This window comes from Paenibacillus sp. FSL R7-0312, from assembly GCF_038004445.1.
Lineage (GTDB): Bacteria > Bacillota > Bacilli > Paenibacillales > Paenibacillaceae > Paenibacillus_AQ.
This window is the reverse complement of record NZ_JBBORE010000001.1, coordinates 3722533-3742850: the sequence shown is the minus strand read 5'-3', so window position 1 is coordinate 3742850 and position 20318 is coordinate 3722533. Positions and strand designations below refer to the sequence as shown.

Below are 20318 nucleotides of genomic sequence, written 5' to 3'. Positions count from 1 at the left end.
GCTGAAATAAAGAAGCGGATGTTCCGGAAGCCCTGAGAGGGCTGCATGGACATCCGCTTTGTTGTGCAGGTTGGTGCAGGAGGAGGTTGCGGATTATCCGCATATCCCTCAAGATTCGCTGAATCCCTGACTTTTACCGAATCAGGATTCATAACAGAAGGAAGCTGCCGACTGCAGAACACCAGTAATGTACTCCGAAACCCTGACATGCACCGGATGAACCAGATAGGCTTCCAGATCCGCCATGCTCTCATATTGCACAATCAGCATCAGATCGTAAGAGCCGCTGCGGACATCCACCTCCACCTTCAATTCATGGATTTGGCCGATTTGACCACGCATGCCCAGCAGCACTTCACGGGTTTCAGCAATGCGCTCCGGGCTGTTGTCCTTCAGCTTGATTAACAGATTGTTCGTAATCATTAAACCGTTCCCCTTTCATTCTGAGGTTCGAGAAGCAGTGATGTGCTTGCCGCTTCGCGGCCATTTACCAGCAGCGTCACGGTATGTTGTCCGGGATAATGCCGGCGGGTGGTCAGGTCGGCCCAGCGGTGCGTCCGTACACCAGCCAGTCTGGAACCCCCGGGGACTGTTTTGTCTGACAACAGAAAGAGCTTGCGGGAGGTCTTTCCTCCTGCCTTCACGAAGTCTATCCCGTATTCGATGCGGATACGCACCGGTTCACCTTCCCGGATGGTGAGGGCATACTGCAGTTCGCAGTGGTCACCGATCCGCAGCTCAGCCGGTTCTGCCGCGAGGACAGCAGCGGTGACCAGCGGCGCACCGCTCTCTTCAGGAGCATAACCGAACAGCTCCATAATCTCCGGGGCCGCCTTACGGATCAGCGACCGGCAGCCATGCCGCACAATCCAGTCCGTATTCACATTGTTGCCTTTCCAGCGGCGGGCTGTCTCAATGACGACAGCCGGATGATCCTTCGCGATATCGTTCAGATTGTTGGCCACACTCTTGCGTACATAGAGCGACGGGTCCGCCTTCAGCTTCTCCAGCAGCGGCAGCACCGGGGACGGATCGCGCTTGAACATCGGCAGCGCCTGGCCCCATGGGAGACGGGGCCGGCTGCCTTCGCTGGCCAGACGCCGCACATGCTCATCCGGATGCTCTGCCCAGGCCAGCATCTGAATCATCATCCGCTCCGGGTCCCGCAGCATGAACGGCCTGACGGCGAACTCTGCCGAGGATTTCGGCGTGAACCGTTCCAGCGCCGCCATGGACAACTCCCAGTGCTCCTCCCTGCCGCCGAACACCTCGATGAAATCAGGGAAGATCAGATACGGAAACCCGACACAGTCTTTATCGATGGCGTACAAAATATCTAATGCTTCTTCATAACGCGATGGCAGGAATGCCCCCAGAGTCTCTGTGATCCGCCGCATCCGCGCCTTAAGCTCCAGTTCCTCCCAAGGCTCTTTCATTGCCGCAGCGGTGAAGTCCTCCGCATCAAATGAACCGTATACGGCATGGATCTTAGTGCCGAGGCTGCGCAGGAATTCCTTGTTGTACATTGCTTTTAATGGTTCCGCCATCCTATGATTCCTCCTGCTGATTGTGTTCAGATCACTTGTCAGAACAGCGTAACATAACAAACTGGACAGCCTTATGTCACGTTAAAATGATTCCCGTCCAATACCTTGGCACGGCTTAATAAAATATGCCCAACGACAGCGCCATCCTGCTCGGCAACAATGGACAGCTCCGGCACGAACTCCTCCGAAGCTCTGATCCGCTCAATCAGCCTGGATTCATCCTCCCGGTTCCGAATGCCTTGACATTCAGTTCAAATACTTGACTATAATCCTGCGCCGCTGTCTCGGTTCTTATCTGCATCTGAGTTTCCCCTTCCATAATAACGGTTATGCCGGTCAGTTAATCAGGCGCTCCACTTCTTCAATGCTTTTCTTCGCCCGGCTGTTCAGCGCCCGCTTGTCCTTGAGTCCGAGCTGCTGCAGCTCATGGCCGGGGTCTGTCACCAGCGGCTGTGTTACCACACTTTCTAGCAGTTGCACGGCGATCCGGCAGGCGCTGAAAAGCAGTTCGCGGGTAATTACTATTTTATGGGCGCGGATGATGTCTACCAGAGCTTCTGCATACATCAGTCTGACTATACTGTCTGCGCTCATCAGGTTGCGGGAGGCGAAAGAAGCTGTCTTGTCCACAATGACCGGGTCCTGATAGTTCTTGGACAAGGCTTCAAGCCCGGCAACAGCCTCCCAGTCCCTGATCGACAGACGCCCGCACCCTTCCGCGATCATCTCCTGAAACCATTGAAGCTCCATTTCCCGGACAATGCCATATTGTTTGTACTGCTTAAGGGCACCTTCACGGTGCATTTGGGCCGGGCTGCCCAGATACCGGATGAATATCTCCCGTGCTTGCCGCGTTTCTGCTTCCATACTGCCCTCCACCTTATTTGCTATATTTTTTTGTTCACCATAACCATTAACGCCAGGGTAGTATAAACCGTCTTTCTCCCAACACTCACGAGGGAACAGCCACCTTCATCCTTCGTCCGGCCTTCAAGCACAATTCCGGGAAAATTTTCAACTATTTCAGAAAAGAAATCCTATTTTCAAAACCCGCTGTGTGTCGTAGAATAGTGCTTAAGATTCTTCAACGTTATATTCATATTACAAATGGAAGGGGCTGGGATTATGCCGCAGACACTGGTCCAAAATGCTGATTTCTGGGTTGCCGCTTTATCGCAGACCTTCGTGTCCGCCTTGCAGCTTGACCCCGATGGAATGTACTCCCAGGTTGGAGTCGGAATTGTAGAGAAGTTCTCCGAGGAATATGTGCGGCTCAAAAGATTCGACGGCACTGTCTCGCATTATGCCCGCGATATTACCAAATTCCAGCACAATCAAGCCCCACGCCGCTAACAGGTCTATGATGTACTTTCCCCTTTGGGCCGGAGTTCTCCTGCTTGGGGGAAGTGAATTCCAATTGGTTTCCCCACAATGGGCCGATACCGCTACAGCCTGCCCGATGTCATTTCCTTGCCCTGCTCTGTTCGCTATAATCAGGTTCTCAAGCATCAGCTTCCGGCCGCCGAGGAACAGTGTAGGGTGTAGCAGCGCCTTGGCTTGTCTGTTCATGGTCATTACCACTTACCCGATGCCCACTATTAAGATTGGACCGGTATATTCTTACCGCCTCTTCATACACACCTGATATAATATACAGGGTCACCGGCTTCTCCAGCGGATCCCGTTCAAGTTCATCCACCGCTCCCTTGATACTCTGGTAATCGCAAAAGTCCCGCTTGCCCACCAGCATTGCTTCGTCCCCCCTGAAGAAACAGGTCCTGTTCAAACCGGCATTCTTTGTCACGTAAATTATACCGCCACTTCACAGTAATATTCCAGATAAATTTTAACGTGTGCATTTCAATAATGTCTTGACTTGATGCGGTTGTAGCACTAAACTGAAATCGTTAACAATTCTATTTTCCCGGAGAGATATTATGATTACTATCAAAGATATTGCACGCGTCGCCGGCGTCTCCCACACGACTGTATCCAGAGCGCTGAACGGCAGCCCGCTGATCAAGAAAGTCACCCGGGATAAGATTGAGCGAATCGCCGCGGAAATGAATTATGTACCGAATTACAGCGCCAAGAGTCTGGTTACGAAGAGATCATTCACCATCGGGCTGTTCTTCTCAAGCATTGAGCAGGGTACTTCAGCAAGCTTCCTGGTTGATGCGGTCAAAGGCATTACGCATATCCTGGATGAGAACTACAATCTGACCGTTAACGGAATAGACGGTGTCCATAATTTCAGCAATATTCAGCCCCAGCGTTTCGACGGCATTCTGGTCATGAGCCAGAGTGATGAGGATAATGCCTTCATCTATCATGTGAAGAAGATGGGCATACCGCTTGTGGTGCTGAACCGCCATCTGGAGGACCCGGGCATTATGAATGTTGTAGCCAATGACCGCGAAGGCGTAAAGGAAGCGATTGATTACGCTGTGCTTCAAGGGCACCGGAAGCTGGCCATTATTGAAGGGAAGCCCGGCTTCAAATCGTCAAGCGAACGCAAGCAAGGGTTCATGGACAGCCTGATTGCAGGCCGTCTGGCGCTTAATCCCGATTATTTCGCTTCAGGAGATTACAGCATCGAGAGCGGCTATGCGGCAATGACCGCGCTGCTCAGCCTTGAGGATCAGCCTACGGCTGTATTCTGCTCCAACGATGATATGGCCATTGGCGCGATGAACGCCTGTTATGCCCATAAGGTAGATGTGCCGGGACAGATATCCCTGATTGGATTCGACGATATTATGTTCGCCCGTTATACGAATCCTGCCCTGACCACCGTCCGCAAGCCCATTGCGGAGATCAGTGAGCTCGGTATGAAAATGCTGATTCAGCTGTTGCAGCAGCCCGAAACAGAGCCGCAGCAGCTATTCGTCAAGACCGGCCTCATGGTACGCGATACTGTCGCCAAGATCTGAGTTGAGTGCTGGTTCTGCGCAGTGAATTACCCGCACGTGCCGGGCTCCCCGGCTTGCCCCGCTTTGTATTTTCAGCAGACACGAATAACGTCTTACAATGACGCATTTCAGGGTTTGCTCTAAATAAAATGTTAACGTGTGCATTTATGATATTATACTTTAAAAGGAGATCATGACCATTATGACAAACCGTTTATCCAGAAGTACCCACCCGGGGTTAACCCTGCATCCTGAACGGATGATCCAATTCGGCGAAGGCAACTTTATGCGCGCCTTTGTTGACTGGCAGCTGCAGCAAATGAACAATCTTGGCCTGTTTAACGGAAGCGCCGTACTGATTCAGCCGATTGAACAAGGACCCGGGGGAGTCGGCGGATTCATGGCCGCCCAGGACAATCTCTACACCGTGCTGCTGAACGGCATTATGGATAACCAGACGGTCAACACGCGGGAAATCATCTCTTCGGTCAGCCGCGTTATTAACCCTTATAGCGATTACGGGAGTTATCTTGCGCTTGCAGAGAATGATGAGCTGGAATTCATCACCTCTAACACTACGGAAGCCGGTATTGCCTATCTTCCGGGCGACCGTGCAGACGGCACGCCGCCGAAGAGCTTCCCTGGCAAGCTGACTGCGCTGCTCCACCGCCGTTTCGAGCTAGGCAAAAAAGGCTTCGTCATCATCCCCTGCGAGCTGATCGACCGCAACGGTGAGAAATTGCAGGAAATTGTACAGCAATACGCCGCTGACTGGAATCTGGGCGGGGAATTCCTGCAATGGCTGAAGGAGGAGAATACCTTCTGCTGCAGTCTGGTTGACCGGATCGTTCCGGGTTATCCGCGCGATAAGGCCGCTGAGCTGGAAGCTGAACTGGGATATCTGGACCATGTGATGGTTACTGCCGAGCCTTTCCTGTTCTGGGTCATTGAAGGGCCGGAATCACTGGTTGAGCGCCTGCCGCTGGCCAAGGCCGGACTGAACGTTATAGTCACTCCTGATATGACGCCTTACCGCGAACGCAAGGTTCATCTGCTGAACGGGCCGCATACGGCAATGGTTCCACTGGGGTTACTGACGGGTCTGGAAACCGTTGAGGATGTTATGAATGACGAAACATTCTCCCGCTTCGTGAAGCAGCTGATCGAAGACGAACTGATTCCTATGCTGGATCTGCCTGCTGAAGAGCTGCTATCCTATGCGGATGCCGTGCAGGAACGGTTCAGAAATCCGTTCATCCGCCATGAGCTGACTTCCATCTCGCTGAACAGCATCTCCAAATTCAAAACCCGGCTACTTCCAGTGCTGCTCCGCTACCAGCAGGAACGCGGCAAGCTTCCGGAGCGGATTACGCTCGCCTTCGCCGCCCTCCTGCTCAGCTACCGCGGTGACCGAGTGCCGCTGCAGGACAGTCAGGAAATCCTGGAGATTTTCACACAGGCATGGAGTGATCCGGCAAGCTTCGCAGGCACCATTCTCAGCAACACCAGCCTGTGGGGACAGGATTTGTCCTTGCTGTCCGGACTCACAGCTGAGATTAACGCCCATCTTCAGCAGCTGGAGCAGCACGATTCCCGCGCCGCTCTGCAGCAGCTTGTCGGCTAGGAATAACTATCAAACTTAGGAGGGTCAACATGAAGCACTTAATGAAAATGAATCCAAGAGATACAGTAGCTGTAGCCCTGCGGCCGATATCGGCCGGGGAGCAGCTTACCATAGACGGCTTGACGCTTCAGGCAGCCCAGGATATTCCGCAGGGCCACAAGATTGCCCTGACCGGTTTCCAGACTGATGAGGTTATCACCAAATACGGTTATCCTATCGGCCATGCCATCGCTCCAATTGCCGCAGGGGACTGGATTCATACGCATAATATCAAGACCAATCTGTCCGGCGAAGAGGAATATGAGTATGTGCCGGATGTTCATCAGGTTACGTATCCCCGCCGTGATCTGACCTTCCAGGGCTATCGCCGGAGCAATGGCAAAGTCGGCATCCGTAATGACCTGTTCATTATCCCGACCGTCGGCTGTGTGAACGGGATTGCCGAGCAAATGCTGCAGGAGTTCAAGGCTGAGCATCCCGATCTCGGCGGCTTCGATAACTTCACGGTACTGAAGCATCCTTACGGCTGCTCGCAGCTCGGCGATGATCACCGCATGACCCGCAGTATTCTGCTCGACGCGGTCAACCATCCGAATGCCGGAGGGGTGCTCGTGTTCGGACTCGGCTGCGAGAACAACATCGTCTCCGAATTCCGCAGCATGCTGGGCGATTATGACGAGTCGCGGGTGAAATTCCTGGTTGCCCAGGAGGTGGGCAATGAGGTAGAAGCCGGTCTTGAGCTGCTGGAGCAGCTGTATGAAGCTGCGAAGAACGATGTACGTGAGCCTGTTCCGCTTAGTGAGCTGAACATCGGCCTGAAATGCGGCGGCTCTGACGGGTTCTCCGGGATCACAGCTAATCCGCTGCTGGGGGCGTTCTCCGACTTCATCATCTCCCAGGGCGGAACCTCGGTACTGACGGAAGTGCCGGAAATGTTCGGTGCAGAGAAAATGCTGATGGCGCGTGCAGAAAGCCATGAGGTCTATGAAGAGATCGTCTCGCTGATCAATAACTTCAAACAGTATTTCCTCTCCTACGGCGAACCTGTATACGAGAATCCTTCCCCCGGCAACAAAGCCGGCGGCATCAGCACTCTGGAGGACAAGTCGCTGGGCTGCACCCAGAAGGCTGGAACCTCGCCGGTGGTGGATGTGCTGCAATACGGCGTGAAGCTGCGCAAAAAAGGGCTGAGCCTCCTGCAGGCTCCCGGCAACGATCTGGTAGCCGCCTCCGCTCTCGCTGCTTCGGATTGCCAGCTGGTGCTGTTCACTACCGGACGCGGAACGCCGTTCGGCAGCTTCGTGCCTACGGTGAAGGTGGCCACCAACAACGATCTTTTTGCCAAAAAAGGCCACTGGATGGACTTCAACGCCGGTCCTCTGCTGGAAACACCGATGGCCGATGTACTGGAGGAATTCATCACTTATATCATTGATGTCGCCAGCGGCCAGAAAACACGGAACGAGCAGAACGAAGTGCGTGAGCTGGCTATTTTCAAAACCGGCGTTACGCTATAAACCCTGTCCAAATTCATGTAAGGGAGATCTTATCCATGTTTCTTAATGAAGATTTCATGTTATGCGGCGATACCGCACGCCAGCTCTTTCATCAGCATGCCAAAGCAATGCCGATTGTCGATTACCATTGCCATCTGGACCCGCGCGAAATCTATGAAGATCAACCGTTCGAGAACCTCACCGCAGCCTGGCTCTATGGAGATCATTACAAATGGCGGCTGATGCGCGCGAACGGTGTGCCGGAATCGCATATTACCGGGGACGCCTCCGATTATGATAAATTTCTGGCCTGGGCCCGTACACTCCCGAAAGCCATCGGCAACCCGCTGTACAGCTGGACCCATCTGGAGCTCCGCCGCTTCTTCGGAGTGAATGATCTCCTGAACGAAGCTTCAGCCCCGGCAATCTGGGAGAAGGTGAACCGCAAGCTGGCCGAACCGTCATTCACCCGGCGTGGTCTGATCCGCAGTTCGAACGTCAAGGTAATCTGTACTACGGATGATCCGGCAGACTCGCTGGAATACCACAAGCTGCTCAGAGACTCTGAGACTGCGTTCCAGGTGTTCCCGACCTTCCGTCCCGACAAGGCACTGAACATCGATGCCGAGGGCTTCAGCGCCTGGATCGGCAAGCTGGAGGAAGCTGCAGGCCAGCAGGTCAAGACCTATCAGGCACTGCTTGAGGCACTGAGTAACCGTGTGGACTTCTTCCATGAGAATGGCTGCCGCTTGTCGGACCATGCCCTCGATGTGCTGCGTTACGAGGCTGGTGAACCGGAAGCTGCCCAGGCGGTCTTCGCCAAAAGACTTCAGGGCGCTTCCCTGTCACCGCAGGAAATTACCCTCTACCGTACAGAGCTGCTGACTGCACTGATCGGCTTCTACCAGGCCAAAGGCTGGACCATGCAGCTTCATTTGCATGCATACCGCAACAACAACACGCCGATGTTCCGGAAGCTCGGGCCGGATACCGGATACGACGGCATTAATGATCTGCCGCTCACCACACCGCTGTCGAAGCTGCTTGACCGTGCTGAGAGCGGCAGCGGACTGCCGAAGACGATTCTGTACTCGCTGAATCCCGGCGACTACCCAGCCCTGCTGGCCCTGCTGGGCTGTTACCAGAAGGATACCGCCGGCAAGCTCCAGCTCGGCTCCGGCTGGTGGTACAACGATACGCGCAGCGGTATGCGCCAGCAGTTGACCCTGCTGGCTGAGGGCAGCCTGCTGGGGAACTTCGTCGGCATGCTGACCGATTCACGCAGCTTCCTCTCTTATACCCGGCACGAATATTTCCGCCGGGTGCTCTGTGAGCTGCTCGGGGAACTGGTGGAACGCGGCGAGGCACCGGATGACATAGACTTACTGGGCGCTATGGTAGAGGATATCTCCTACAATAATGCAGCAGGCTATTTCGGCTTCCAGACCTCCGGCAGCTCTGTGGAGGTTACCACCCGGTGAAGGAGTGCTGAAGATGCCAACTATTTATATTGCCGGCGATTCTACCGCAGCCCGGAAGGCGGCCTCCGAATCGCCGATGACCGGATGGGGAGAATTTCTGCACAGGCATGTAGGACAGGAGATGCGGATTGAAAACCGGGCAGTGAACGGACGGAGCACACGCTCCTTCCTGGCTGAAGGCAGGCTTGCAAAGATCGAGCAGGACTTCCAGGCTGGAGACTTCCTGCTGATCCAGTTCGGGCATAATGACCAGAAGATCGAAGATCCGGCGCGTTATACGGATCCGGATACCGAATACCGCCAGAATCTCAAGGTGTTCATCGATTCCGCCCGCAGCCGCGGCGGGTTCCCGCTGCTGTTAACCTCTGTGAGCCGCCGCCGCTTCACAGCGGAGGGTGACCCTGATCCTGAGGCTGTTGGACCTTATCCGCAGGCCATGCGCGAAGTTGCAGCAGAGACCGGTACACCGCTGCTCGATATCTTCGCCTCCTCCCAGCAGCTCTATCGCTCAATGGGAGTACACGCTTCGATACAGCTGTTCATGCATCTGCCGCCGGGCAGTCATCCCAACTACCCGGACGGGATCGCGGATGACACTCATTTCTCGCAGGCTGGCGCACAGCGGATCGCCTCGCTGGTTGCGGAAGCAATGGAACAGACTGCGGGACTCTCAGCACTGCAGCCTTACTTGCGGGTATAGCGCAAGTAAGCCGCTTCACTTGATGACTCAAATTGGCCGCCATGTGCCCTTGCGGACACAGGCGGCCTTATTTGCGGGAAAATTGCAGAACAAAGGAGTAAACCATATGACCGTTCCGTTTCACCTCGGCGTCCGCGCCCATGATTTCAACCCGTGTCCTTTGCCGCAGCTGATTCAGAAGCTGGAAGAGTACAGCTTCTCCTCTGTTCAGTTCGCGCTGCATAAGTCCTTTCCGGAGAGTGCGCCCAGACTCAGCGCACTCAGTCCCGGAACGGCTGCCTATTATGGCGAAGCCTTCAGGCAGGCCGGCATCAGGATTGCCGTGCTCGGCTGCTATGTAAACATCATCGATCCTGATCCCGAACGGCGCGCACAGGCATTGAACGATTTTCATGCCCATCTGCGGCTGGCCCGTGATTTCGGGGCGAGTCTGGTAGGTACCGAGACAGGCAGTGTTGGAAATGGATATACGCCGGATAATTTCACGGAGGAAGCTTTTGAACAAGTTGTGGCTTCTGTTAAAGCAATGGTTGCGGAAGCAGAGCGTTTCGGGATAACGGTCGGCATCGAGGCAGGGATTAACCACCCGCTTCATACGGCTCAGCTGACCAGACGGCTGTTGGACGAAGTGGCCTCCAATAATCTGCAGGTTATATTCGATGCCGCTAATTTGATAACGCCGGATAACTATTTACAGCAGGAGAGTATTGTTGCAGAGGCTCTTGAGCTGCTGGGTGACCGGATTGCCGTTCTGCATCTGAAGGATTTCACGCTCAGGGACGGCAGGATTGAGATCGTCCCAGCAGGAGAGGGACAACTGAACTTCGCTCCGCTGCTCCATTACATGAAATATAAGCGTCCCCATATTCAGGGCCTGCTGGAGAGCACCCCCGAAGAGCATATGTGCGGCAGTGCAGAGCTGCTGCGGAGGATGTATAACGAAATATGAACAAGTGCCCCGGCCATATAGCGTACGGGGCACTTGTTTATATTGAATCCGGTTTAGGGGCTGGTTCAATACTAGAAATGAGCAATTAACAGTAATCGGTCGTTCGCTCCGGTCCTAAGTGTGTATCCTTTATCCTGCGACATTAAGCAGACTTGAACCTTTATACCCCGGCATCAGGCGGAATTACGCCTTTTTTGAGAATAATATTCCCGTACAGCGCCTCTTCTCCAGTAACTAAGATGGCATAACTCCGCTTCGAGCGGTCATAGAACTTAAAACGCTCTTCAAACTCTACCTGAGCCGCAGCGTCATGTTTGGCCAGGATCTCCTTATACGTCTCCCATATCACCGGAACCGTGGGGTCTCCCTCCACTACAGCCATGAATGCGGCCTGGGCCGGGGCATAATGATCCAGCGGGAGCAGCTCCAGGATGGCATCCAGCAGCCGGGGAATACCGATTCCGTCTGCTCTTAGCACTCTTGAATGAAGCCCATGGCCCGGGTAATTAGCATCTGCGAGAACCAGCTCATCCCCATGGCCCATTTCCATCAGGGTACGGACCAGTTCGGGGGAGAGCAGCTTGGGTATTTTTTTGAGCATAAGCATCCTCCTTCATTTCTGAGTCGAAGCAGCTTACATGCCGTAGAATGATCTCAAAGCTACCAGTTCCTCGATCCGGTGCTGTGGCAGCTCACGTTCCCCGCCAATCATCCGGGTCAGGAAGGTCAGCTTCGCTGTATACTCAAGCCGCTCCATATTCATGTATGCGCTCATTACGTCCTTGCCCCAGGTCAGGGCACCATGACTTTCCAGCAGTACAGCGGTTTTCTTGCCAAGGAAGGGGATTAGCGAATCCGGAATCTCTTCAGTTGAAGGCGTCCCGTATACCGCCAGTGGAATGTCCCCCATGGCAATCACAGACTCAGGCATCATCATCTTGTCGAGCGCTTCACCCTTGATGGCAAAAGCGGTCGCATATGGCGGATGTGCATGAACTACACCGCCCATCTGCGGCAGCTCATTGTAAATCTTCAGATGCATCTTCACTTCTGTGGATGGCCGGTAGCCTTCCGCAGCTTCAAGGATATCTCCCTGCAGATTCACTTTGACCAGCATATGCGGCTGCAGATAGCCTTTGCTGACTCCTGTTGGTGAGGTGATTACCTCTGTAGCCGACAGCCGTGCCGAGATGTTGCCGTCATTGGCGGCAATAAAGTCCTTATTAAACAGATTGCGGCCGATATCACAGATAAGCCGGCGCAATTCCTCTTCCTTCGTATTCATCATTGTCCTCCTTGATCGCTATGGATAATTGATAAAGCCGGCTGATACCGGACAGGGGCACTGGAACGGGCTACAATTGTTCTGGCTTCGGATGCTTCAATCGCTCCCAGTGCCGTCAATTGCACCAATACGTTGCCGATTGCACTTGCCTCTACCGGTCCGGCAATGATTTCTTTGCCTGTGGCATCCGCTGTAAGCTGGCACAGCAGCTTGTTCTGGATGCCTCCGCCGACCATATGAATGCAGCTGACCGGGCTGCCTGTAAGTGTCTCCAGTTCACGGATCGTGCTGGCGTAAGACTGGGCCAGACTCTCCAGAATGGTGCGGATGATCTCAGCCCGGCTCTGCGGTACAGGCTGGCCTGTGCGGATACAATACGATTCAATCCGCAGCGGCATATCCCCCGGGGTGCTGAAGAGGGGATCGTTCGGGTCCAGAACGGCTATGCGCGCTGTCGACCGGTCCAGCCCCTCAGCAAGCTCTGCCGCCTCCTGATGGCTGAGCGGTTCTCCCGCTTCTGCCCAGCCGCGCTGGGTCTCCTGCAGCAGCCACAGGCCGGTGATATTCTTCAGCAGGCGGTTCGTGCCGCCGAAGCAGCTCTCATTGGTGAAGCCGTAGGCGGCGGCCTCGGCGCTAAGTACGGGCTCCGCAGTCTCCAGCCCGGCCAGCGACCAGGTTCCGCAGCTGATGAAGGCGGCGGAACCTGCCGGACTGGAGAAGCCTCCAAGTCCGTAAGGGATGGAAGCCACAGCGGAAGCTGTGTCGTGCGAAGCCCCGGCAATGACCTTGAGCGGGCCGGAACCAAGCTCTTCCTGCAAGCCTGGCCGAAGTTCGCCAATTACAGTGCCTGCCGGCACCAGCCGGGGAACCAGCTCCACCGGGAGCTCCAGCCTGCGCAGCACTTCGCTTGCCGGAGCAGACGAATCCGGATTCAGCAGGCCGCTGGTGCTCCAGATGGTCTGCTCCGCCACAGCTGTGCCGCTGAACATATAATTGAACAGGTCAGGCATCATCAGCAGCTGACTCGCCTTCCCCCGGAGCTCCGGATTAGCCTGAAGATCGGCAAATAATTGATACACCGTATTAATCGGACTGGACTGGTTGCCCGTCAGCCTGAACTGCTCCTCAGGGGGCAGGGCAGTCTCCAACGCCAAAGCAATCCCCTCCATCCGCTGATCCCGGTAATGATGCGGGGAGTACAGCAGTTCTCCCTCTGCATCCAGGAAGCCATAGTCGACTCCCCAGGTGTCGACACTTATAGACTGCAATGGGCCGCGGGACTTCACGGCCTCCAGAATCCCCTGCTTCATCTCATGAAACAGCTGCTGGACATCCCAGTACAACTGCCCGTCAGCCTCTACGGGCCCGTTAGGGAAGCGGCGGATCTCTTCCACCTCCACCTTCCCTCCAGCATACGTTCCCAGCATGGCCCTGCCGGAGCTGGCACCCAGATCGATGGCCAGCAGCTTGATTATCTCTTCGCCCATGTTCTCCGCACCCGCTTCATTTTGAAGATTTAGTAGAGCGGCCCAAAGTTACGGCAGGCTCTGTAGTCAGCACTTTCCAGATCCTCTGTGCCGAATAGCGACCAGACACGCGGCCGGAAAATACGCGATTCCTCCACGTTATGCATACTGACCGGAATCCGCAGGATCGAGGCCAGTGTAATCAGATCGGCTCCAATATGCCCGTAGCTGATCGCTCCGTGATTGGCGCCCCAATTGTTCATCACATCATATACAGACTGGAACGAGCCCTTGCCTGTCAGCTTAGGTGCGAACCAGGTTGTCGGCCAGGTAGGGTCCGTTCTCTGATCCAGCGTATCATGCACTTCTCCTGGCAGCTCCACCGTGAAGCCTTCCACCAGCTGGAGCACAGGCCCGAGGCCCTTAACCAGATTCAGCCTGGCCATGGTGACCGGCATTCCGCCCTTGGTCAGGTAGTCTGTCGAGAAGCCGCCCCCGCGGAAATATTCCTGCGAGGCCGGGCGGAACTGGGTCTGTGCGAGACAGGCAGCCGCTTCCTCATCCGTGATGTCCCAGAATGGCTTGATCGCCGGCTTGCCGTCAATGCTCTGCTCACCGGTTCCGTCCAGTGCCGCTGAACCGGAGTTAATCAAATGCAGCAGACCGCCTGCCGCTGCCCCCTCCAGCTCGTATCCGGTCACACGCTTCACTGCAGCCGGACTCCAGAAGGTACGGACATCGGCAAAAATCTGCGCCGTATTCGTCAGCAGATAATTGAACAGCATCGTGATCCCGTTCAGGCTGTCATTCTCGGTCGCGACAATATAAGGCGCCCGTCTGCCGTTCCAGTCGAACGAGGAGTTAAGAATCGTCTCCATGAAATCACCGTTCGGGAAATGGTCCGTCCATTGACGCTGGCCCTGGAAGCCGCCCAGCAGAGCGTTGTGACCGTTTGCTTCTTCCTCGAAGCCAAGCTTCGCAAGCTCCGGATTGCCGATCATCAGATCGCGGGCAATCAGCGCCATTTTGACACAGGTCTCCCATTGCTCTTCCTTCACTTCTTCGCTGAGCTGCAGATGCTGCGGGTTATTGTCCGCGCCCACCCGGCAGTTGTCCTTCACCCAGGCCAGCGCCCGCCCCAATTCCTCAGGATCATAGATCCCTTCCTCGAATCTCCGGACATATTCAGACATATCGATATACTCATTGCGCATGCCGAGGTACTCCTGGAAGAACTGCTCGTTGACGATGGAACCGGCGATCCCCATAGATACGGAGCCCATCGACAGATAAGACTTCCCTTTCATCAATGCAGCTGCAAGTGCCGACTTCGCGAACTGGAGCAGCTTGGCCTGCACATCCGCCGGGATCTCTTCGCTGCTGGATTCCTGAACATCCTCGCCGTAGATGCCGAAGGCCGGAATACCCTTTTGCGCATAAGCAGACAGCACTGCTGCCAGATATACCGCCCCCGGGCGTTCCGTTCCGTTGAATCCCCAGACCGCATGCGGAATGGAGGCATCCATATCCATCGTTTCCGATCCGTAACACCAGCACGGTGTCACCGTAATCGATACGCCTACACCTGCACCCGCGAACTTCTGCGCCGCCGCAGCAGCTTCCTTCACACCGCCGATCGTAGAATCTGCAATAATACATTCCACATGCGAACCGTCCGGATAAAATAAATTCTTCTGTAGAAATGCTGCCACACGCTCCGCCATGCCCATCGTCTGGGCCTCAAGCGATTCACGCACCCCGCGTCTTCTGCCGTCAATCGTAGGCCGGATGCCAATCTTCGGATAATTTGCTGTCACTGCTGTTCCTCCCCGGAATGAATAATGGATTAAATAATTACATAGGAGCTGCATACTCCGATTAGTAAGCGCTATCAAATACAGCCCGCAAATGTCTGCAAACTATGGGCATCCTCCGCCGACTAATCATTTTCTTCTCCATCATAGATTTCTAAACCCATAAAGTCAACAATATTCCACACTTTTTATTTGATATTTATGTGGTATTGTGTGATATAATTCAAATACAGTGTGGGATTATACCCGTTTTAATTATTTAAGTTTTGCAGAAATATGTAGTAAACTAGTTGATATACTATGGCTAGAACTATTTAATCAAGGGTGGGCAACGGGATGAAGGCTTTTGAACGGCGGGATCTGGTAATCAACGAGCTATACAGGCATAAGAAGGTTCACGTAGCGGACCTGGCGCAGAAATTTGGTGTATCGGAGGAGACCATCCGGCGTGATCTCGACCGGTTGGATAAAGAGGGTATTGCCAAGAAGAATTACGGCGGGGCGATTCTGAACGCCCATACCAACGAGGACCCCTCCTACTCCCATAGGCATCAGGTCAACATTGAAGCGAAGCGGATGATTGCCGCATGTCTGCTGGAGCTGATTAGTGACGGGGACAGTGTGATGACTGATACCAGCACAACAGCTTTTGAAGGCTTGCGGAGAATCGTGGAGGACAAAAAAAATCTGACAATCATCACCAATTCCCTGGCGGTATTGTCAGAGTTCCAGCATTCCGGACAGAAGCTCATTTCTACGGGAGGCATCCTGGGGCCGGAGACCAGCTCTTTTGTAGGGCCGACGGCGTCGCAGACGATCCTGAAATATAATGTGGATGTGGCCATCTTCAGCTGCAAGGCGCTCTCCATGACCGGCGGACTCAGTGATTCGAACGAAGCGGAGACCGAACTCAAGGTGCTGATGCAGCAGCAGGCGAACAAAGTTGTGCTCCTGGCCGACCATTCCAAGTTCGACCGGATCGCCTTCATCCGGCTGTTCAGCTTCGACAAGGTCGATTATATCGTCACCGATCAGCGGCCGTCCGAAGAATGGATTGAATTCTTAAGCAAATATCAGGTGTCTTTGCTCTATCCTGCGCTGCAGTAGTGCACACTCTGCACCGGAAGGAGGTGAACCACAGAATGGGGATGATCCAGATTGCTGCAACCTCCGCTCCACTGTGGTTTCCGCTGGTTCTCGCCGCCGTCGGTGTGTGTCTGATTTCGCTTTTGTGGATGGTATTCAAGAAATCGGGCTGATTTTATGAATGCGCTCACTTGAAGTCTGGAGTGCTGTTCTTAAAAGCCTGCGCCGATACATAGACAAACCGTTCGGCTCTGGCCATCATATGGAATTTCTGCTCCGGGAAGTGGCGGTACAGGTGATCGACGAAATATCCCGGATTCTCAGCGTTTCCGGCGAACAGGTCATAATGGAGTGGAATGACCGTCTCAAACCCGCTGGTCGCCGCAAACTCCGCCGCTTCCCGGTAGTTCATATTGCCGACAATATTGCGGCTTCCCCGGTAGTAGTCACGGCCGTTAATCGGCAGCAGCGCCAGATCAATCTTCCGGCTGCCGACTTCCTCAATCAGCTCAGGGAACAGAACCGTATCTCCGGCATGATACACCATGACCCCATTCAGCTGCAGGATGTAGCCGACATACTTGGGGTTTCCCTGTTCATCGCGCTCCAGCTGTTCATGCGCTGCGGCAACAGGGAACACCTGCAGGCCGGGTGCAGGCTCTGCTGCGTGAGCAGGCAATGCTGCGGTTAGGCGCTCCTTCTGTATTCCTAGTCCCTGCAATCGTTCCAGGCAGACCGCCGGAGCCATGAACCGGGCTGCGGGATTGTGCTCTGCAAGCATCGGCAATGCCCGCTCATCCAGATGATCCGAGTGGTCATGGGTGATCAGACATACGTCCATATTGGTAATCTCCGCAGGCGGAATCGGCGGCGGGAACGTCCGGTCCGGGTCAGGAGAGACATAAGGATCAATATAAACGGTCACCTCTGCCCCTTTGATAATCACACTGGCTTGTCCCAGAAACCAGACGGCCAGACAGCCATAGGGCACCTCGGTCGCCCAGACTTCCTCGATCAATTCTTTTCCTGTTAACGGCATGTACATGCCCTCCCTTCTTCTCGGCAAAATTCTACCCCAAAACCAGCGTGCACGCAAACGCAGCGAGCAGGCCCGTGGCTTCAATCGCGGATTTTGCTCCTCCGCCCGTTGTCTTACCGCTGCATAATCCCTTCCCTGACATCCCGCTTCTGTGGACCGGCGCTTGCTTCATGAAGCTCTGACAGGCCGGTTCGTCCGCCAGGCTATACATCCGGATCATAGATGCACTACTATAGATAAAGAATTAGATAATAAAATAGATAAATGAAATAGCAACATTCCAATCAAATGGAGGGAAAGTCATGAGTGAAATTGCCAACACACCAGAGCCCCCTTATTATGCCGTGATTTTCACATCTGAACGGACAGACGGGGATAACCAATATGCGGAGATGGCCGAGGAAATGGATAAACTCGCAGCCGCCCAGCCTGGATATCTCGGAGCAGAAAGTGCCAGAGAAGGTCTAGGAATCACCGTCTCTTATTGGGATTCGCTCGAAGCTATCCAGCAATGGAAGCACAACGAACGGCATCTGGTCGCCCAGAGCAAAGGGATTGAGGATTGGTATCTGACCTATAAAACAAGAATCTGCAAGGTGGAAAGAGATTATGGATTTGAGAAGGGGAGCCCCCCGGTCCGTTAGTCCACCCCAAAAATTAATGGTTAGGTACCGGCTGAATCCCGCATTGAAATTAGCAGCTGCCCGGCAAATGCGCCTCCGTTCATGATCAAGTGGAGAAAATCCACCTATTGCCTGCCGCCAACGCTACCACACTCACTCCTGCCAACTGCCAATGCTGTGATTTCCTAATCTATCAAAAAGCGCGTCCCGTTCGGTTGCTGCTTATTGCTGCAAATCCCCGCTTGTTACCGATGCCATTTCATGGGTACAATATTTAGATAGTGTACTTCTACTAAAGGACAGGTAAAGGACAGGTGAAATGCATGCAGAATCACGGATTCGCGCGAGTCGCTGCCGCTTCCCCCGAGCTTAAGGTGGCCGACTGCGTATTCAATTCCGAACAAATTATTGAAGTGATAAATAATGCCGCGGCACAGGAGGTTGAGTACCTGGTACTCCCGGAACTGTGCATCACGGGGTACACCTGTGCCGATCTGTTCCTGCAGCCCAAGCTGCTGGATGCCGCAACGGAGGCTCTGCTCCGGATCACTGCCGCAACGGCAGAATATACAATGATCGTTATTGCCGGTCTGCCTATCTCCATCAAGAGCCGGCTGTTCAACTGCGCTGCTGTCATCCAGCAGGGTCATATTCTCGGGATTGTCGTGAAGACCTGCATTCCCGGGTATAGCGAATTCTATGAGCCGCGCTGGTTCGCGGGAGCTGAAGAGCTGGAAGTGGCAGAACTTCGGATCGGCGGAGCTGTAGTACCGATCGGTAATGATCTGATTTTTGCCTGCGAGAGTAACGGGAATTTGTCCTTCGGCGTTGAGATCTGCGAGGATCTCTGGGTTCCTGTTCCGCCAAGCAGTCTCCTGGCCCAGGCCGGGGCCACGCTGCTGTTCAACCCGTCTGCCAGCAATGAGCTGGTAGGCAAGGCCGATTACCGCCGCCAGCTGGTGGGCAGCCAGTCTGCTTCCTGTGTGGCCGGTTATGTCTATGCCGGCTGCAATACCGGTGAATCTACAACGGATGTTGTCTTCGGCGGGCACTCGCTGATCGCGGAGAACGGCCAGCTGCTGGCCGAGTCTGAACGCTTCACCCACGAGAGCCGGATGATCACCGCCGACATCGACCTGCCGCGGATTCAGTATTCCCGCACCGTGATGGGCACCTTCCGGGCCGGCAAAGGCGGCCGCAATTACCGCGAGCTGCTCTTCACTTCTCCAGTCCGCGAGAATAGTAAGCGGGAGCTGAAGCGTACAGTAGGTGTCAATCCGTTTGTCCCTGGCAATCCATTGCAGCGCGCCGAACGCTGTCAGGAAATCCTCTCCATCCAGACCTCCGGCCTGATGAAGCGTATCCGTCACATCGGCACCAAGCAAGCCGTAATCGGCATCTCCGGCGGCCTTGACTCTACGCTTGCGCTGCTGGTAGCTGTGCGTGCTATGGAGCTGCTCGGGCGTCCGGCCAGCGATGTGCTTGCCGTCACGATGCCTGGCTTCGGCACGACGAACCGGACCTACGACAATGCCGTCGGCCTGATCAAAGCGCTCGGCGCCTCGCTTAAGGTCGTTGATATCAAGGCTGCCTGCCTCCAGCACTTCGAGGATATCGGCCATGACAAAGATGTACATGACCTGACTTATGAGAATGTCCAGGCCCGGGAGCGTACGCAGATTCTGATGGATCTCGCCAACAAAAACGGCGGCATTGTCATCGGAACCGGCGATTTATCCGAGCTGGCGCTAGGATGGTGTACCTATAACGGCGACCACATGTCGATGTACAGCGTGAATTCAGGCATTCCGAAGACACTGATCCAATATGTCGTCGCCTGGTATGCGGATCATGAAGCCGATGAGACGGTGGGCAAGTTCCTGTACAGCATCATCGAGACCGGAATCAGCCCGGAGCTGCTGCCGCCATCGGCAACCGGAGAGATCGTCCAGCTCACCGAGAATATTCTGGGGCCCTACATTGTGCATGATTTCTTCCTGTATTACATGCTGCGCACAGGGGCTTCTCCCGGCAAAATGCTCTACCTTGCGCAGCACGCTTTCGGTGAGGCCTACCCTAAGGAGCAGCTGGTCGCTTGGCTGAAGGTGTTCATCACCCGCTTCTTCACCCAGCAGTTCAAGCGCTCCTGCCTGCCGGACGGACCGAAGGTGGGTACCGTCAGCCTCTCGCCGCGCGGCGACTGGCGCATGCCGAGTGATGCTTCCGCTGCACTCTGGCTCCGGGAAATCGAAGAATTGTAATCACCGCCCGGGCGCTGGTGAGGACGCTCCGCGAA

At 54.7% G+C, this 20318-nt stretch carries 19 protein-coding genes; 10 read left to right on the top strand and 9 right to left on the bottom strand.

Annotated elements, in window-relative coordinates; genetic code table 11:
* Positions 1–141: 141 nt before the first annotated feature.
* The 3 genes from MKX70_RS16195 to MKX70_RS16185 all read right to left on the bottom strand — a co-directional run bounded on the left by MKX70_RS16195 (position 142) and on the right by MKX70_RS16185 (position 2414).
* Positions 142–423 carry a Dabb family protein gene (locus MKX70_RS16195; RefSeq protein WP_340840344.1) on the bottom strand — a complete coding sequence of 94 codons (282 nt, stop codon included), beginning with the start codon at positions 421–423 and terminating at the stop codon, positions 142–144.
* Positions 423–1547 (bottom strand): hypothetical protein, encoded by a 1125-nt coding sequence (locus tag MKX70_RS16190; RefSeq protein WP_340784279.1) that lies wholly within the window; start codon positions 1545–1547, stop codon positions 423–425. Before MKX70_RS16190 ends, MKX70_RS16195 begins: the two co-directional genes overlap by 1 nt.
* Positions 1548–1883: 336 nt before the next feature.
* Positions 1884–2414, bottom strand: a complete 531-nt coding sequence (locus MKX70_RS16185) for a hypothetical protein (RefSeq protein WP_340784276.1) — start codon at positions 2412–2414, stop codon at positions 1884–1886.
* Between the two features lie 258 nt (positions 2415–2672).
* Here MKX70_RS16185 and MKX70_RS16180 point away from each other — a divergent pair, with 258 nt between their 5' ends.
* Entirely contained in the window at positions 2673–2900 is a 228-nt protein-coding gene (locus MKX70_RS16180; protein ID WP_052416612.1) for a hypothetical protein, read from the top strand.
* 148 nt (positions 2901–3048) lie between these two features.
* On the opposite strand, the gene MKX70_RS16175 is transcribed toward MKX70_RS16180, so the two are convergent.
* Entirely contained in the window at positions 3049–3297 is a 249-nt protein-coding gene (locus MKX70_RS16175) for a hypothetical protein (protein ID WP_042238005.1), read from the bottom strand.
* Positions 3298–3484: 187 nt separating this feature from the next.
* Here MKX70_RS16175 and MKX70_RS16170 point away from each other — a divergent pair, with 187 nt between their 5' ends.
* The 6 genes from MKX70_RS16170 (at position 3485) to MKX70_RS16145 (ending at position 10709) form a co-directional block, all read left to right on the top strand.
* Entirely contained in the window at positions 3485–4480 is a 996-nt protein-coding gene (locus MKX70_RS16170; protein ID WP_081956602.1) for a LacI family DNA-binding transcriptional regulator, read from the top strand.
* A 181-nt stretch (positions 4481–4661) separates the two neighbouring features.
* A complete protein-coding gene (locus tag MKX70_RS16165; RefSeq protein ID WP_340784272.1) occupies positions 4662–6083 on the top strand; it encodes a tagaturonate reductase in 1422 nt (473 codons plus the stop codon).
* Between the two features lie 29 nt (positions 6084–6112).
* On the top strand, positions 6113–7600 hold the full coding sequence (locus tag MKX70_RS16160; RefSeq protein WP_042238011.1) for a UxaA family hydrolase: 1488 nt from the start codon (positions 6113–6115) through the stop codon (positions 7598–7600).
* 35 nt (positions 7601–7635) lie between these two features.
* Complete coding sequence (gene uxaC / locus MKX70_RS16155) at positions 7636–9060, top strand: glucuronate isomerase (protein WP_340840343.1); 1425 nt, start codon at positions 7636–7638, stop codon at positions 9058–9060.
* 13 nt (positions 9061–9073) lie between these two features.
* Complete coding sequence (locus tag MKX70_RS16150) at positions 9074–9760, top strand: rhamnogalacturonan acetylesterase (protein ID WP_042238015.1); 687 nt, start codon at positions 9074–9076, stop codon at positions 9758–9760.
* 106 nt (positions 9761–9866) lie between these two features.
* A complete protein-coding gene (locus tag MKX70_RS16145) occupies positions 9867–10709 on the top strand; it encodes a sugar phosphate isomerase/epimerase family protein (RefSeq protein ID WP_340840342.1) in 843 nt (280 codons plus the stop codon).
* A gap of 160 nt (positions 10710–10869) precedes the next feature.
* Here MKX70_RS16145 and fucU read toward each other — a convergent pair whose 3' ends face one another.
* Genes fucU through MKX70_RS16125 form a run of 4 tightly spaced genes read right to left on the bottom strand, consistent with a single transcriptional unit; the run spans position 10870 to position 15277 of the window.
* A complete protein-coding gene (gene fucU, locus MKX70_RS16140; RefSeq protein ID WP_042238018.1) occupies positions 10870–11310 on the bottom strand; it encodes an L-fucose mutarotase in 441 nt (146 codons plus the stop codon).
* A gap of 33 nt (positions 11311–11343) precedes the next feature.
* Complete coding sequence (locus tag MKX70_RS16135; RefSeq protein WP_339841432.1) at positions 11344–11997, bottom strand: class II aldolase/adducin family protein; 654 nt, start codon at positions 11995–11997, stop codon at positions 11344–11346.
* Positions 11994–13481, bottom strand: a complete 1488-nt coding sequence (locus MKX70_RS16130) for a rhamnulokinase (protein ID WP_340840341.1) — start codon at positions 13479–13481, stop codon at positions 11994–11996. Before MKX70_RS16130 ends, MKX70_RS16135 begins: the two co-directional genes overlap by 4 nt.
* Positions 13482–13510: 29 nt before the next feature.
* The gene (locus MKX70_RS16125; RefSeq protein ID WP_340840340.1) at positions 13511–15277 is read right to left on the bottom strand and encodes an L-fucose isomerase; all 1767 of its coding nucleotides are present in this window, start codon (positions 15275–15277) and stop codon (positions 13511–13513) included.
* Positions 15278–15610: 333 nt separating this feature from the next.
* On the opposite strand from MKX70_RS16125, the gene MKX70_RS16120 reads away from it, so the two are divergent.
* Positions 15611–16381 (top strand): DeoR/GlpR family DNA-binding transcription regulator, encoded by a 771-nt coding sequence (locus MKX70_RS16120; protein ID WP_042238027.1) that lies wholly within the window; start codon positions 15611–15613, stop codon positions 16379–16381.
* 166 nt (positions 16382–16547) lie between these two features.
* Here MKX70_RS16120 and MKX70_RS16115 read toward each other — a convergent pair whose 3' ends face one another.
* Entirely contained in the window at positions 16548–17399 is an 852-nt protein-coding gene (locus MKX70_RS16115) for an MBL fold metallo-hydrolase (RefSeq protein WP_340784253.1), read from the bottom strand.
* Positions 17400–17701: 302 nt separating this feature from the next.
* Between MKX70_RS16115 and MKX70_RS16110 the strand changes: the two genes are divergently transcribed.
* On the top strand, positions 17702–18043 hold the full coding sequence (locus tag MKX70_RS16110; protein ID WP_340784251.1) for an antibiotic biosynthesis monooxygenase family protein: 342 nt from the start codon (positions 17702–17704) through the stop codon (positions 18041–18043).
* Positions 18044–18345: 302 nt separating this feature from the next.
* Positions 18346–20283, top strand: a complete 1938-nt coding sequence (locus MKX70_RS16105; RefSeq protein ID WP_340784249.1) for an NAD(+) synthase — start codon at positions 18346–18348, stop codon at positions 20281–20283.
* Positions 20284–20318 lie beyond the last annotated feature (35 nt).

Bases quoted from the DNA above. Each gene is read 5' to 3' on its own strand.
- MKX70_RS16145 (WP_340840342.1), top strand. From the start codon at position 9,867: ATGACCGTTCCGTTTCACCTCGGCGTCCGCGCCCATGATTTCAACCCG.
- MKX70_RS16180 (WP_052416612.1), top strand. From the start codon at position 2,673: ATGCCGCAGACACTGGTCCAAAATGCTGATTTCTGGGTTGCCGCTTTA.
- fucU (WP_042238018.1), bottom strand. From the start codon at position 11,310: ATGCTCAAAAAAATACCCAAGCTGCTCTCCCCCGAACTGGTCCGTACC.
- MKX70_RS16115 (WP_340784253.1), bottom strand. From the start codon at position 17,399: ATGCCGTTAACAGGAAAAGAATTGATCGAGGAAGTCTGGGCGACCGAG.
- MKX70_RS16120 (WP_042238027.1), top strand. From the start codon at position 15,611: ATGAAGGCTTTTGAACGGCGGGATCTGGTAATCAACGAGCTATACAGG.
- MKX70_RS16135 (WP_339841432.1), bottom strand. From the start codon at position 11,997: ATGATGAATACGAAGGAAGAGGAATTGCGCCGGCTTATCTGTGATATC.
- MKX70_RS16165 (WP_340784272.1), top strand. From the start codon at position 4,662: ATGACAAACCGTTTATCCAGAAGTACCCACCCGGGGTTAACCCTGCAT.
- MKX70_RS16170 (WP_081956602.1), top strand. From the start codon at position 3,485: ATGATTACTATCAAAGATATTGCACGCGTCGCCGGCGTCTCCCACACG.
- uxaC (WP_340840343.1), top strand. From the start codon at position 7,636: ATGTTTCTTAATGAAGATTTCATGTTATGCGGCGATACCGCACGCCAG.
- MKX70_RS16150 (WP_042238015.1), top strand. From the start codon at position 9,074: ATGCCAACTATTTATATTGCCGGCGATTCTACCGCAGCCCGGAAGGCG.
- MKX70_RS16190 (WP_340784279.1), bottom strand. From the start codon at position 1,547: ATGGCGGAACCATTAAAAGCAATGTACAACAAGGAATTCCTGCGCAGC.
- MKX70_RS16110 (WP_340784251.1), top strand. From the start codon at position 17,702: ATGAGTGAAATTGCCAACACACCAGAGCCCCCTTATTATGCCGTGATT.
- MKX70_RS16195 (WP_340840344.1), bottom strand. From the start codon at position 423: ATGATTACGAACAATCTGTTAATCAAGCTGAAGGACAACAGCCCGGAG.
- MKX70_RS16185 (WP_340784276.1), bottom strand. From the start codon at position 2,414: ATGGAAGCAGAAACGCGGCAAGCACGGGAGATATTCATCCGGTATCTG.
- MKX70_RS16175 (WP_042238005.1), bottom strand. From the start codon at position 3,297: ATGCTGGTGGGCAAGCGGGACTTTTGCGATTACCAGAGTATCAAGGGA.
- MKX70_RS16105 (WP_340784249.1), top strand. From the start codon at position 18,346: ATGCAGAATCACGGATTCGCGCGAGTCGCTGCCGCTTCCCCCGAGCTT.
- MKX70_RS16160 (WP_042238011.1), top strand. From the start codon at position 6,113: ATGAAGCACTTAATGAAAATGAATCCAAGAGATACAGTAGCTGTAGCC.
- MKX70_RS16130 (WP_340840341.1), bottom strand. From the start codon at position 13,481: ATGGGCGAAGAGATAATCAAGCTGCTGGCCATCGATCTGGGTGCCAGC.